Annotated in this window: 10 protein-coding genes and 1 tRNA gene; 6 read left to right on the top strand and 5 right to left on the bottom strand. The window is 47.4% G+C overall.

What is annotated here, in order from left to right; genetic code table 11:
* Positions 1–13: 13 nt before the first annotated feature.
* The 3 genes from EJV45_RS14720 to EJV45_RS14730 form a co-directional block, all read right to left on the bottom strand.
* Positions 14–436, bottom strand: a complete 423-nt coding sequence (locus tag EJV45_RS14720) for a lipocalin family protein (RefSeq protein WP_129716672.1) — start codon at positions 434–436, stop codon at positions 14–16.
* Between the two features lie 93 nt (positions 437–529).
* Positions 530–601, bottom strand: a tRNA-Arg gene (locus tag EJV45_RS14725).
* A gap of 270 nt (positions 602–871) precedes the next feature.
* The gene (locus EJV45_RS14730; RefSeq protein WP_129716675.1) at positions 872–1603 is read right to left on the bottom strand and encodes a hypothetical protein; all 732 of its coding nucleotides are present in this window, start codon (positions 1601–1603) and stop codon (positions 872–874) included.
* A 199-nt stretch (positions 1604–1802) separates the two neighbouring features.
* Between EJV45_RS14730 and mgtE the strand changes: the two genes are divergently transcribed.
* The gene (gene mgtE, locus EJV45_RS14735; RefSeq protein WP_129716677.1) at positions 1803–3179 is read left to right on the top strand and encodes a magnesium transporter; all 1377 of its coding nucleotides are present in this window, start codon (positions 1803–1805) and stop codon (positions 3177–3179) included.
* A gap of 1 nt (position 3180) precedes the next feature.
* Here mgtE and EJV45_RS14740 read toward each other — a convergent pair whose 3' ends face one another.
* Entirely contained in the window at positions 3181–4962 is a 1782-nt protein-coding gene (locus EJV45_RS14740) for a glycoside hydrolase family 15 protein (RefSeq protein ID WP_129716679.1), read from the bottom strand.
* A 165-nt stretch (positions 4963–5127) separates the two neighbouring features.
* Between EJV45_RS14740 and EJV45_RS14745 the strand changes: the two genes are divergently transcribed.
* From EJV45_RS14745 to EJV45_RS14760, 4 genes are read left to right on the top strand one after another with little or no spacing between them, the layout of a single operon-like run.
* Positions 5128–5346, top strand: a complete 219-nt coding sequence (locus tag EJV45_RS14745; protein WP_129716681.1) for a hypothetical protein — start codon at positions 5128–5130, stop codon at positions 5344–5346.
* Positions 5347–5379: 33 nt separating this feature from the next.
* A complete protein-coding gene (locus EJV45_RS14750; RefSeq protein WP_129716683.1) occupies positions 5380–6687 on the top strand; it encodes a DEAD/DEAH box helicase in 1308 nt (435 codons plus the stop codon).
* Between the two features lie 51 nt (positions 6688–6738).
* On the top strand, positions 6739–6975 hold the full coding sequence (locus tag EJV45_RS14755; protein WP_129716685.1) for a DUF1456 family protein: 237 nt from the start codon (positions 6739–6741) through the stop codon (positions 6973–6975).
* 18 nt (positions 6976–6993) lie between these two features.
* Positions 6994–9681, top strand: a complete 2688-nt coding sequence (locus EJV45_RS14760) for an outer membrane beta-barrel protein (RefSeq protein ID WP_129716687.1) — start codon at positions 6994–6996, stop codon at positions 9679–9681.
* 67 nt (positions 9682–9748) lie between these two features.
* Here the strand turns inward: EJV45_RS14760 and ettA are convergent, their stop codons facing one another.
* Positions 9749–11428, bottom strand: coding sequence for an energy-dependent translational throttle protein EttA (gene ettA / locus EJV45_RS14765; RefSeq protein ID WP_129716689.1), 1680 nt, complete (start codon positions 11426–11428; stop codon positions 9749–9751).
* A 362-nt stretch (positions 11429–11790) separates the two neighbouring features.
* Between ettA and EJV45_RS14770 the strand changes: the two genes are divergently transcribed.
* Positions 11791–14325: an ATP-dependent Clp protease ATP-binding subunit gene (locus tag EJV45_RS14770; protein ID WP_129716692.1), complete on the top strand. Its 2535-nt coding sequence runs from the start codon at positions 11791–11793 to the stop codon at positions 14323–14325.
* Positions 14326–14334: the final 9 nt, after the last annotated feature.

Here is a 14334-nt window from a genome sequence, read left to right on the forward strand (position 1 = left end):
CCGCTTATTGCGATTATCGCTTTCTTAAGTAGAGCTCCATTACGTCACGCTTTATACCCTGCGAACTGTTTCGGGTTTCCTCACTAACAAGAGTCATTTCGCTGTTGTTCAGATTTCTGATAGAAAAGAGGTATGTTTCGCCGTCAAACTTCATGGTTAGATGGTCTTCGGCAAGCACCCAGGTAAGTGCCGTCTCGTTTTCACTCCCGTAGAGGACACGCCCGCCGCCGTTTGCGGCAAAATCAAAAACCAGGTCATCGTCACGATCTTCAGAACGGTCTGTTTCCCGGTCATTAAGGTACTCGATCTGCACCAGGTTGGTCAATTCCCACTGACCTAACAAGCGATCCTTGTTGTCTGCGATTTCATCTTTTTTACATCCGAAGGCCAGCATTACGAGCACCAGCGCAAAAAATAGGGTAATTTTCTTTGTCATATGATCAGGTTTGGAGACCTAACAGAAATTGTCTGAAAAGGTTTTGATGCAGCGACAAAAAAAGCCTCAGACTATTCATCCAAGGCTTTACTGTGCTCCCGAAGGGATTCGAACCCCTATCATCAGAACCGGAATCTGACATTCTATCCATTGAACTACGGAAGCAGGCGTGCAAATATATAAAAATGCCGCTCGTTATAACGAAAATTTGAAGAAAATACCGATTGGTGGACAATAAGCGGGCTTTACTCTGTTTTATGCAGGAAGAGGCGGTCGCTATGTTGCTATTATGCACAGGCCTTGCCTTATAAACCGGATCGCAGCGGCAGCCCTGAAGCATGAAGGCTACAGCGAAGAGCCGGACTACAGTTGTTCGGTGTTGCAGGCACCGCTTTCAAAACAAAGCAGCTTTATTCAGTGTATGCCATCGGGATGTTACCAGCTAATCTTATGCGTGCCGCCGCCGTCAAGCGTGATGGTTGCTGTATTGCCGCCCGTAAACAACAATGAGCCGCTATGCGCAAAGGCTGCTCCGGTGGCACTGCTGCCTGTTATGCTTACTCTTCCGGTACCGCCTATGATTTGTCCACCGAGTTTACTTACCCGCAGGTTTGTGGTTTCGACAAGCAAGTCGCTGCTCAGCAGCAACACCTGGCTGGCTTTGATGCGCTGGCTGCCTTTTTGCGTAAACCGCTGGCTTACCACATATTCAGCAGTACCGGCATCAAGCCCTAAGACCGTTGCGGTACCGGTGGTCTGGCCGTCTGACACGAAATTCGTTGTTTCGAAGCTTGTTGTTCCGCTAAAGGTATGGTCGAATTTGAGTGGTACGTTGCTGCTGCTGCAGGTGAGCAGCCTGCTCCAGTTCAGGTTGTAGCCATGACTGCCGTCGGCTCCCGTTGTCCTGGCCGTAAATACTGTATCTTTTTTTAGTCCGCAGTTTGCCGGCTTTGCCTGGCTGGCAGATAACATCATAGCCATGCCAGCCTGAAAGGCGAGCCCGCCGTTATCTGTTCTGAACGCCTGGCTAACAACGGCCATTGCTTCCTGTTCGGTAGCCTTAACCTCGGCAGTATTTTTTTCGCAGCTGCTAAAGGTGAGAAAAGCAAAAGCTAACGCACATATCGGAAGGGCATTTTTTTTCAAAGCCAAAAGTAAACTGTTCATGATCATAAAATGATATCAGTATCGGTCTCCATTACCGGAGCGCACGACGAAGAATCAAAGGTGCGAAATATTTCGCTTTCTGGCAGTAAGAAAAAACAGCCGATGCCGATCAGCGCTGAATTGCCTTTTTCAAAATAAAAACCCACTTTTGCAGTCGAAATAATTGAGGTATCAGCATGTAAAGCAAGGAGGGCAAAATATGGAAGCGTATGTAGTAGATGAGATTCAGGAACTGCTTGATAGTGATAACGAGCGGGCGCTGAAGCGATACCTTGACGAGATGAATATATCTGACGTTGAGGAGCTCATCGACGAACTTCCGCAGTACGCCGCCCGCTTTATAGAAACCCTTAGCCTGAACCGGGCAGTCAATGTTTTCCGTATCCTCGATTTTCCTACGCAGGAACGTATTATCAAAAAATTATCGGGAAACAAACTTAACCAGATCATCAAGGATCTGCCTCCGGATGACCGTACGGCGTTGTTTGCAGAGCTTAAAGCAGATGAGGTGAAAAAGATGATCGCTTCGCTGCCGGCAAACGAGCGGGAAGAGGCGCTGAATCTATTGGGTTATGAAGATTACAGCGTGGGGCGCCTTATGACGCCAGACTATATTGCTGTTAAGCCCGACTGGACCATTGCACGTGTGCTGAACCACATTCGCCGGTACGGTAAAAATTCGGAAACCATTGATGTTGTTTACGTAATTGACAGAGATGGTGTTTTACTGGACGACATCAGGATCAGAGAAATCCTGCTCGCCGACCCTGACTCCAGAATCTCAGACCACATGGACACCCGGTTCATTGCGCTCGATGCCAATGCCCCCCAGGAAGAAGCCATTAATGTGTTCAGGATGAATAACCGGGTTGCGCTCCCCGTTGTCGACGAGCATAACGTGCTGTTGGGTATTGTTACTGTAGACGATATTCTCTGGATCGCCAATGAAGAGTATACTGAAGACATGCAGAAGATCGGCGGTACCGAGGCGCTTGACGAGCCTTATCTCGATATTCCGATTTTGCGTCTTGTAAAAAAGCGTGCGGGCTGGCTTATTGTCCTTTTTCTGGGGGAAATGCTTACTGCAACAGCTATGCAGCATTTTGAAATCGAATTACAAAAAGCAATCGTGCTTTCTCTTTTTATCCCGCTTATCATGAGCAGCGGCGGAAACAGCGGCTCGCAGGCCTCAACACTCATCATACAGGCCATGGCTTTAGGCGAGGTCACAATTGCCGGTTGGTGGCGTGTGATGCGTCGCGAGCTGGTTTCGGGGCTTTTGCTGGGCATTATATTGGGCACAATCGGTTTTGTGAGAATCATTCTCTGGCAGAACCTTCACCTGTACGATTATGGAACCCACTGGTTCCTGATTGCAACGACGATATTTTTTACGCTGCTGGGTATTGTACTGTGGGGGAGCCTGATCGGTTCAATGATGCCAATTATCATGAAGCGGCTAAAACTTGACCCGGCAACATCTTCCGCACCTTTTGTGGCCACGATGGTCGATGTTACCGGGATCGTCATTTATTTTTCTGTTGCTGTTCTGGTGCTGAAAGGCGTGCTTCTCTAGTTTACAGGAAGATCGGTTTATCCAGTTTCATGGAAATGCGGTAAGCTGCATTCATCAGGCCGACATGGCTGTAGGCCTGCGGGAAATTGCCCCACTGGCTGCCATCTTTTTCGTCTACATCTTCGCTGAACAGCTTCAGGTGATTGGCGTATTTTAGCAGTGATTCAAACTCCCTCACGGCTTCATCAACGCGGCCTACGCAGGCCAGGGCTTCCACATACCAGAAAGCACAGATCAAAAAGGTTGCCTTCGGTTTACCAAAATCATCTTCATGCAGGTACCTGTAAAACAGACCGTTCTCTGTCTTTAGCTGCGCTTCGAGGGCGATAAGGTGGTCTTTGGCGCGCTGCGAATCGTGCGGGAGGTAGTTCATTATGATGAGCTGCAGGGTGCTGGCGTCAAGATAAGGACTGTCTATTGCGTTGGTGTATACTTTCCGTTCAGGATCGTAGCAGGCTTCAATATACGCGGCCGCCTTATCGATCAATGCCTGGGCCCGGGTCTCAAAATCTTGGTTGCCAATGGTTTTTGCCATTTTCAACGCGGCATTCGCACCGGCCCATTGAAACAGGTTTGTGTAGCAGTGCCTGTTCGCAATATTACGGAATTCCCAGATACCGGCATCTTTCTCGTCGATCGTGTTCTCTATCTTGGTAAGCAGGTAATTGAGCCAGCGTGGTGAGTCTTTGCGTTCGTCAAAGATAAAACGGTGGTCGGTATAAAGCGGCAGCATGGAAATCAGTACCTGCCCGTAGATGTCATTCTGAATGTGTTCATAGGCCTGGTTGCCGATACGCACGGGCTGATTTCCCTGGTAACCTTCGAGGTGGTCCAGATGGCGCTCTATCAGTTCTTTTTCGCCGCCTATTCCGTATAATGGCTGGTAACGAAGTTCGTCATCAAAAGATATGTTAGTGATGTAATTGAAATACTTTTCCATTTCCTCAAAGTGACCAATGTGGTTAAGCGAGGTGAGCACATAAAATGTGTCGCGCATCCAGCAATAGCGGTAATCCCAGTTCCGGGTACTGCCGGGTGATTCAGGCAAACTGGTTGTGCTTGCAGCAATTATGGCGCCTGTGTCTTCGTACTGATGAATCTTTAAAACCAACGATGAGCGGATCACGTGTTGCTGGAAGAAATGCGCTATTGAAGAATGTTTCACCCAGTTTCTCCAGTAGCGGGTTGTTTCCTGCAGAAAACGTTCTGCCGTGCTGCTTATTGGCGCATGAAACTCCTGGTCGAAGGTGAGTATGAGATATTTATCTTCATTGAGAACAAAATGCTTCTGGTCAAGAATGTATGTAAGGGAAATCGTTGTGCTGAGGCGAACATTTTCGTCTGTTCCCGAATAATCAATATGGTTGCTGCCCCGGCTTTCTTTCAGCGGCGCTTCACCGTAGTTTCCCACTGGCTTACAGGTTACACAGATTCGCGGATTACCAGCCAGTGGCTCAATTTTGCGTATCAGCATGAGGGGTTTGAAATACCGCTCATTCATATGGAAACGCGGAGCAAAGTCAGTCACGCGGTATTTGCCGCTTGTCGTTGTAATCTCCGTACAAAGGACGTTCGTGTTTTCCAGGTAATACTGGGTGCTGAAATACTCTTCATCAGGTAAAACCGAAAATTCGCCGCCCTTCTTTTTGTCGAGCATGCCGCCAAATATGAAGGAGCTGTCGAAACGCGGCCAGCATAACCAGTCGATGTTTGTGTTTTGATTTATATGTGCAAGATAAGCGCAGTTTCCTATAATTCCTGTGTTGTAGGTGTGTCTGTTCATCGTTTAAAATTGGGGAAGCAAGATCAAATAACTCTGTTAACAAACTTTTTTAGATTATGTTGCCTGTTTGTGGAAAGAATCGCTAAATAATGCATTGTCATGTTGTAGCAAACTTTTTTAGCTAACCGTTCGTTTTTTAAAGGACAAAACAAATCCCTGATAATTATGGATGCACAACTTTATAACGAAATGCTGTTGCTTCAGCGAAGCAGATCTGGCAGAAATATTGATTTCAGAGCGCAGTTGTCAGAAGTTCCTGATATGCTGCAGGAGCGCGTATCAACACCTGTGAGAAAATTGAAACGCTGGTTTAACCGGCGCGGACAAATGTTGCACCGGATGGAACGTTACAGAAGGTTTTTTAGTCGTCATTTCGGCAGGTAAGGCGATCTACGGCAGAAACTGCTACCTTTGCTCATGGAGTTTAAGGAAGCACTTACCCGGCTGGGCATACAAAGCCTGAACAGTTTGCAGGAGCGTAGCCTGGCTGCCTTTGTCAAAGGGCAGGACCTGCTGGTGCTGTCGCCTACAGGTTCGGGGAAAACCATAGCCTTCCTGCTGCCGGTTTGCAGGCTGTTGGTTCCAGGTATGAAAGGTGTGCAGGCACTGATCCTCGTCCCATCGCGCGAACTGGCTATTCAGATCGGAGAGGTCTTCCGAAGTCTGCGAACGGGGTATAAACATGCCGTTTTTTACGGCGGTCATCAAATGTCGACTGAACTTAATGTTCTGCGCGAACAACCGGCCTTACTGATCGGTACGCCGGGGCGGGTTGCGTTTCACATTCGTGAAGGCAATTTATCAACAGAAAATCTGCGTACCCTTGTTCTTGATGAGTTTGATAAGTCTTTAGAACTCGGCTTCCATGATGAAATTTCGCTCATTACGAGCTCACTGCCGCAGATTTCGCAGCGTTTTTTGACATCGGCCACACATGGTATTGAGATACCGGGTTTTATCGGCTTCCGGCAGGGACTGACCGTAGATTTTCTTTCAGAGAACGCTGTTCAGCCTGATCTGCAATACCTGAGCGTCTCGGCTGCGCCGGAAGAAAAAATGGAGGCCTTATACTCGTTACTTTGTCAGACCGGGCATGAACCTGTTGTGGTTTTTGTAAATCACCGGGAGATGGCTGCAAAAGTAGGGGGCTGGCTCGGCGACGCCGGTATGCCCTATGCTTTGTTTCACGGAAAGATGGAGCAGCAGGACCGTGAATTGAGTCTGGCCCGTTTCAGAAATGGCACCGTTCGAATTTTAATCACCACAGATCTGGCAGCGCGCGGCCTGGACATTCCGGAAGTTGCCGCTGTTATTCATTACCAGCTTCCTGTAACAAAAGATGCCTTCATACATCGAAACGGACGTACCGCCAGGATGTGTGCCGCAGGAAGGGTCTATCTTCTGTTTACGGATGAAGCGCTGCCGCGGTGGATGGACGTCGGCGCCGAAGCGGTTTCTGTGTCTGCAGACCCTGTACAACCTGCGCCGCCCGAGTGGGAAACCGTTTACGCTTCTGCCGGAAAAAAAGATAAACTAAGCAAAACGGATCTGGTGGGATTTTTTATCGGCAAAGGCGGATTGAATAAAGAAGATATCGGCATGATCGAAGTGAAAGACCAAATGTCTTTTGTTGCCGTTAAAAGGAATAAAGTTTCTAAATTGCTGCGGTCAGTGCAACATGAGAAGATTAAAAATAAACGTATCCGTTTTGAAATTGCCGGTTAGGCGGTTTCGCTCAGGGACACGACTGATCTGCCGATAACATAACTATAAACTATGAGTAATAATGATATCCTGAAGAAACTGCGGGTAGCCCTGTCGCTAACTACAGATGATATTGTTCATATTCTGTCGCTTGTCAATTTTAAAGCGACTAAATCTGAATTGGGCGATATGTTCAGGAACGATGATCATCCGAACTTCAAGCCATGTAAAGACCAGATCTTGCGTAACTTTTTGAATGGTCTGGTGATCTACAAAAGAGGGCCACGGCCGGAACCAAAACAGCAGTAAACTCGCAGCTACCCGCGAATGCCGATAAGAATTCAGTTTTACGGCTATCTATTCCTGCTGAAAGCCATTCTGCTTTCATTCGCCCTCTTATGCCTTTCGGCGATGGTCCTGCGGGCACAAACAACCCACCGGTTAAGCGGCAGTCTGATCGACTCTTTGAAGAATGCGGTTCCCGGCGCCAATGTAAAAGTCATTTCGGGTACTGACACACTCATTGGTGTAACAAACAATGACGGGGAATTCAGCATCCGCGGAATAAACACGCAGCACATTGGACTCATTTTTGAAAGCATTGGCTACCGTATTCTTAAAGCGGCATACACATTTAAAGAAGGGGAGCGGAATGTGATGCTTAACCCCATAATCCTGCAGAATAAGTTTACACAGCTAAAAGATGTTGAGGTGAAGGCCAGGCTGAACCCGGTCCGTATTATGAAAGATACGATCGAGTACAACGCGGCTGCGTACACCATACGGCAGAATGATGTGGTCTCTGATCTGCTTAAACAAATGCAGGGGATCAGGGTAGATGAGCAGGGGAACGTATCGACAATGGGGCAGCCATTAACCCGGCTGCGTGTAAACGGTGAAGACTTTTTTACCAATGATGTCAAAGAATTTGTTAGACAGCTGCCGGCGGCCATTATAGCGCGGGTCCAGGTAATCGAGGATTATGGAGATGAAGCTAATTTTACCGGCGTTAAAACAGGCGAGCCGGTCAAGCTGCTGAATCTGGTTACCAAACCCAACCTGAATAAAGGCAACTTTGGTAACATCAATACCTCTGGCGGAACGAACCGTAAGCTTGGGCTGAATGCAAGCGGCAACCTCTGGCAGGATGACAAGCAGATAGGCCTTAATGGAGCCGTGAGCAGCACCGACAACCGTACCGGGTTTAACGAAAACAGGCAGTTGAGTCTTAATATGCGTAATAAGATCCAGGAAGGACTTAGTGCCAGCGCCAATTACCGGCTCAATCAAAGCCACAACCGCACAAGACAGGATACCTACGTAGAAACAGTCAATACCATCGGCACGATCATTAACGAAAGCGGCAACGAGAACCGCGCCGAGGCAGATACACATAACCTCAACGTGAATGTTCAGTCAGTTACTAAAAAGGCCTATTTCCAGTCTTCACTTAATGGGTCATTTGTTGACCGCGATAACAACATCCAGGTTAACTCGGTTCAGCGTGGTATTATCAGGCAGGATCTGCTCACTAACAACAACGGTAATTTCCGCTCTCCGGCTATCAACGGAAGCATGATCTGGGCACGGAGAACGCGGGTTCCCGGCCGATCATTTTCTGTCAGTCTTTCCGGCAACAGCGGCCTGAGCAAAAGCAGCGAGGAGGTATTCAACAATATAGGCTATTACGACAGGTATACCGGTGCTCCGGTCAAGGATTCGATTCTTAACCGCGTTATCGATACACGCAACCACAGCTCAAATGTGTCGGCTGAGGTACGTTACAGCTACCCCCTGAAGGCGGGCCTTGATTCGCTGGTAAAGGAGAACATAGACTTTTCTTATGGCTTGTCTATGAGCAATACATACACGCGTTTTCAGACCCGTGCCGGGACCGATAGCTGGAACAGCAGCCTTGTCGATTCATTAAGTTCATTATACTCGTCACTGTTTCTTGCACATCATGCAGCTGTGAACTACAGGTACCAGTCGCCGAGAGTTACCTATAATATAGGTATCAATGCGCAGCCCAGTTTGCTGGCGAGCGAATTTATTGGACGAGAAGGGAAAATAAATCAGCGCCAATTCAATTTTTCGCCGGTTGCGCGCATCGGGTATACCTGGCCTGACAACAAAAATTTCAGCTTCGCCTACAGCGGTGTAAGTGCTGCGCCCGCATTTAACCAGTTACAACCCGTCCCAGATGCAAGAAACCTGCAGAACGTGATTATTGGTAATCCCGATCTGAAGCCCAGTTTCAGTCACAATGGCAACGCCAGCTTCAACGTAAGCAGCTTGAAGACAGGTAGTACATTTATGTTCTCGCTTAACGGCGCCCTTGTTCAGAACCAGGTTGCTGCCAATGTGGTTTTGGTGAAAGACACCCTGAACAGTTTAAAACAGGAAACAAGGTTTGAAAATACGAGCGGAAATTATAACGTAGGTGGCATGGTGTCTTATGCACAGCCATTTCTGTACAACCAGCTTAATGTTCAGGTATTGAGCAGTGTCAATCTTGCTAATAATGTTTTTTTTCTGAATGATCAGATGAAGCGTAACGAACGTATAAATTTCGCACAGTCGGTAAGCCTTTCTTACAACCGTAAACGTTATGGCCTCTCGGCAAACGTGCTTTATGATTACAGCAGCAACAGATATGCGATCTTTTTTGCTAATGAGCGAAACATCGAAACCTGGCAGTTTAACTTTTCAGCAAATGCCTATCTGGATGACGGCTTTTCTGCGGGCGTGAATGCCTCAAAAAGCCTTTATTCAGGTTTCCTGGTTAATGCCGGAAATCCGTTGCTTATCAATGCGCATATTCAAAAGGCCTTTCTTAAAAACCGGCAGGCCACTGTGGCACTTCATGCTTATGATATCCTGAACCAGGCCAACAACCTGATGCGGAGCATAACCGAAAACTCGGTTACTGATATCCGGACTGCTCAGATCACACAATACGTAATTCTGACTTTCACCATGCGACTGAACAAATTTGGAGCTAACAGCATGTAGCCGTTCCTAAACAACTCTAAAACGGCAAAAAAAAAGCCCCCGGTTGCTCCGGAGGCTGGTTAGATTTTTAAGCAAGTTTCTTGTAACGGATGCGGTGGGGTGTCACATCACCAAGACGCTTCTTCCTGTTTTCCTCGTAATCGGAATAGTTTCCTTCGAAGAAATACACCTCTGAATTGCCTTCAAAAGCGAGGATATGTGTACAAATCCTGTCCAGGAACCAGCGATCGTGACTGATCACAACAGCACAGCCTCCAAAGTTTTCGAGCGCTTCTTCAAGGGCACGCAGGGTATTCACATCGATATCGTTGGTAGGCTCATCGAGCAACAGCACGTTGGCACCTTTTTTTAACGTGATCGCAAGGTGAACACGGTTGCGTTCTCCGCCGGATAAAACACCAACCTTTTTCTGCTGGTCGCCACCGTTGAAATTAAACTTGGATACATATGCACGACCATTCACCGCCTTGTTTCCCAACTGGATGTTGTCCAGCCCGTCTGTTATATTTTCGTACACTGTCTTATTGGCGTCGAGGTCATCATGCATCTGGTCTACATATCCCAGCTCCACTGTTTCACCGACACGGAAAGTACCGCCGTCCGGTGTTTCCTGGCCGGTAATTAACCTGAAAAGCGTAGTCTTTCCTGCTCCGTTAGGACCAATAATTCCCACGATTCCAGCAGGGGGAAGGGCAAAGCTCAGGTTTTCGAACAAAATACGGTCACCATACGCTTTGGTAACACCATTCGCTTCAATGACCACGTTACCCAGTCGGCGTCCGGGCGGAATGAATAATTCCAGTTTCTCTTCACGGTCTCTGGTCTCCTCAGAGGCAAGCTTCTCATAATTGCTAAGTCTTGCCTTAGATTTGGCATGGCGGGCCTTAGGGGCCATACGTACCCACTCGAGTTCGCGCTCAAGCGTTTTCTGGCGTTTACTCTCGGTCTTTTCCTCCTGCGCCAGGCGTTTCGCTTTCTGATCAAGCCAGGATGAATAATTTCCTTTCCATGGAATACCTTCACCGCGGTCAAGTTCAAGGATCCATCCCGCTACGTTGTCAAGGAAGTACCGGTCGTGCGTAACAGCGATAACCGTTCCTTTATAATGCTGAAGATGCTGCTCAAGCCAGTCGATACTTTCTGCATCAAGGTGGTTGGTAGGCTCATCCAGGAGAAGTACATCGGGCTCTTGTAACAGAAGCCGGCAAAGCGCCACACGACGACGCTCACCGCCTGAAAGGACACCGATTTTAGTTTCGGGATCCGGGCAGCGCAAAGCATCCATGGCGCGTTCCAGTTTGTTGTCAAGTTCCCAGGCGCCCACAGCATCAATCTTATCCTGCAGTTCACCCTGCCTGGCCATGAGTTTGTCCATCGCATCAGCATCTTCATACACTTCCGGGAGTCCAAACTTTTCGTTAATCTCTTCGTATTCCTTTAAGATGGCGGTAATTTCGGCTACGCCTTCTTCTACAACTTCACGAACAGTCTTCTCAGCATCAAGCTCAGGCTCCTGCGCCAGATAGCCGACCGAGTAACCGGGTGAAAAGACGACATCGCCCTGGTAAGACTTATCCAGCCCCGCGATAATTTTGAGCAGGGAAGATTTTCCCGAGCCGTTGAGACCGATTACGCCGATTTTGGCACCATAGAAAAAAGATATATAGATGTTCTTCAGAACCTGTTTTTGAGGCGGATAGATCTTATTCAGACCCGCCATCGAAAAGATTATTTTTTCGTCAGACATGTTTCTTGTTTTTTGGCAAATATGCTTAAATTATGAGTAAAAGAGGAAACAATTGAGCCCCGGATTTCGTATATCCTGTGGGAGTGTTTTTAAATTCAACTACAACCTGCAGCGCACAAGGGGAAACCGGGCGGTCGTTTTTGCAGATATCTGCTTTGTTCAGATATTTTATCTGCCATAATTGCCTGATTTTTTTTCATAATGGCTATTTTGGTCAGCGCCTTGTAATTAACCTGTAATAGCGGCAGGACCGCTCCAGGCCGTCTGCTGTGGCGCAATTGTTGATAAAATGTTCTAAACAGGGTGCTGGCCTATAGCAAAGTATTTCTAGTTTAGAGCCGCCCCGTTTAAGAAAGGTATATATGGAAGCTAAATTTTCACCGCAGGTTAAAGACGTGATCTCTTTTAGCAGGGAAGAAGCCCTGAGACTGGGACACGACTATATAGGAACCGAACATCTGTTGCTTGGTCTCATCAGGGAAGGCGACGGCATGGCAATAAAAATCTTACGATCTCTGGGGGTAGACACGGCTAAGCTTAGGCGCTCGGTCGAAGATGCCGTTCGCGGAACATCGGGAGTAACGGCCAATCTTGGTAACATTCCGCTTACCAAACAGGCAGAAAAAGTATTAAAAATCACTTACCTGGAAGCAAAGATATTCAAAAGCGACCTGATTGGAACAGAACACCTGCTGTTATCGATTCTTCGTGATGATGATAACATTGCCTCGCAGATTCTGTTACAGTATAGCGTTACCTATGATATTTTCAAGCAGGAAGTAGAAGTGAACAGAAACGGATTCAGGGATGACCCTCAGGGCAGTGCCTCTACCGGCGATGATGATTATCGTGAGGAAGAGAGTTTTTCGGCACCGAAGAAAGTGTCTGATATTAAATCCAAAACACCGGTCCTGGACAATTTTGGCCGCGACCTGACGAAAGCTGCCGAAGAAGGCAGGCTTGATCCGATTGTAGGGCGTGAGAAAGAGATTGAACGCGTTTCACAAATTCTTTCAAGGCGCAAAAAGAACAATCCGATCCTGATCGGGGAACCTGGTGTTGGTAAGTCTGCTATTGCAGAAGGACTTGCCCTTCGTATTGTTCAGCGCAAGGTTTCGAGGGTGCTGTTCAACAAACGTGTTGTTACCCTTGATCTTGCCTCGCTGGTAGCAGGTACGAAATACCGCGGACAGTTTGAAGAACGTATGAAGGCGGTTATGAATGAGCTTGAGAAATCAACAGACGTGATCCTGTTCATTGACGAAATTCACACAATTGTCGGCGCAGGTGGCGCATCAGGTTCGCTGGATGCTTCAAATATGTTCAAGCCGGCGCTTGCCAGAGGTGAAATTCAATGTATCGGTGCGACCACGCTCGACGAATACCGTCAGTACATAGAAAAAGACGGCGCGCTTGACCGTCGTTTCCAGAAGGTAATGGTAGAGCCGGCTTCACCCGAGGAGACCATCGAGATCCTTACCCGTATAAAGGATAAATATGAGGAACACCACGGTGTAACCTATACAGACGAAGCTATTCAGGCCTGCGTAGCGCTTACTTCGCGCTATATTTCAGATCGTTTTCTGCCGGATAAGGCGATAGATGCGCTTGATGAAGCGGGATCCCGCGTACACCTTACCAATATTCATGTTCCGCAAAATATCATTGATATCGAAGCAAAAATTGAAGATATCAAGGTAGAGAAAAACAAGGTTGTGCGCAGCCAGAAATATGAGGAGGCGGCTAAACTTCGCGATACTGAAAAAAATCTGCTTGAGCAGCTTGATAAGGCAAAAGCCGAGTGGGAGTCTGAAACGAAGACAAAACGTTACACAGTCAGCGAAGACAATGTAGCCGAAGTGGTTGCAATGATGACCGGGATTCCTGTGCAGCGCGTAGGTCAGACCGATAGTCAGAAATTGCTTAACATGTATGATAAGATCGGCGAGAAGATTATTGGTCAGAACGATGCGATCAAAAAACTTACTAAAGCGATACAGCGTACCCGCGCCGGATTGAAAGATCCAAAAAAACCTATTGGCTCATTCATTTTCCTGGGACCGACCGGCGTTGGTAAAACGGAACTTGCTAAGGAACTTGCCAGATTCATGTTTGACAGTGAAGATTCGCTGATCCAGATTGACATGAGCGAGTACATGGAGAAATTCGCAGTTTCGCGACTGGTGGGTGCGCCTCCGGGATACGTTGGATATGAAGAAGGTGGTCAGCTGACTGAGAAAGTCAGACGCAAGCCATATGCAGTAATCCTGCTTGATGAGATCGAGAAAGCGCATCCTGATGTATTTAACATTCTGCTTCAGGTACTGGACGAAGGACAGCTGACCGACAGCCTTGGTCGTAAAGTCGACTTCAGAAATACGATCATCATTATGACTTCGAATATCGGTGCCCGTCAGTTGAAAGAGTTTGGTCAGGGCGTTGGTTTCTCAACGTCTGCAAAAATGAATCAGGCAGATGCACATTCGAGAGGAGTCATTGAAAATGCATTGAAACGTGCATTTGCTCCAGAATTCCTGAATCGTGTAGACGATGTCGTGGTCTTCAATTCTTTGGGAAAAGACGAGATTTTCAACATCATCGATATCGAACTGAAATCGTTGTTTGGCCGCGTACACAATCTTGGTTACGAGATCAGACTTACAGACAATGCAAAAGAATACATTGCAGAAAAAGGTTTTGACAGTAACTTCGGTGCCCGTCCGTTAAAACGAGCTATTCAAAAATATCTGGAAGACCCGATTGCCGAAGAAATTCTTAAAGGCGAACTGACAGAAGGCGATGTGCTAGAAATCGATTATAACAAAGAAAACGAACAGATTTCGATTCAACAGCGCAAAGATAAAAAGCAAAAAGAAGAAAAGGGCAGCATAGAATAATAAGCTGAC

It is taken from the genome of Pedobacter sp. SYP-B3415 (assembly GCF_004138205.1).
In the GTDB taxonomy this organism is placed as follows: domain Bacteria; phylum Bacteroidota; class Bacteroidia; order Sphingobacteriales; family Sphingobacteriaceae; genus Pedobacter.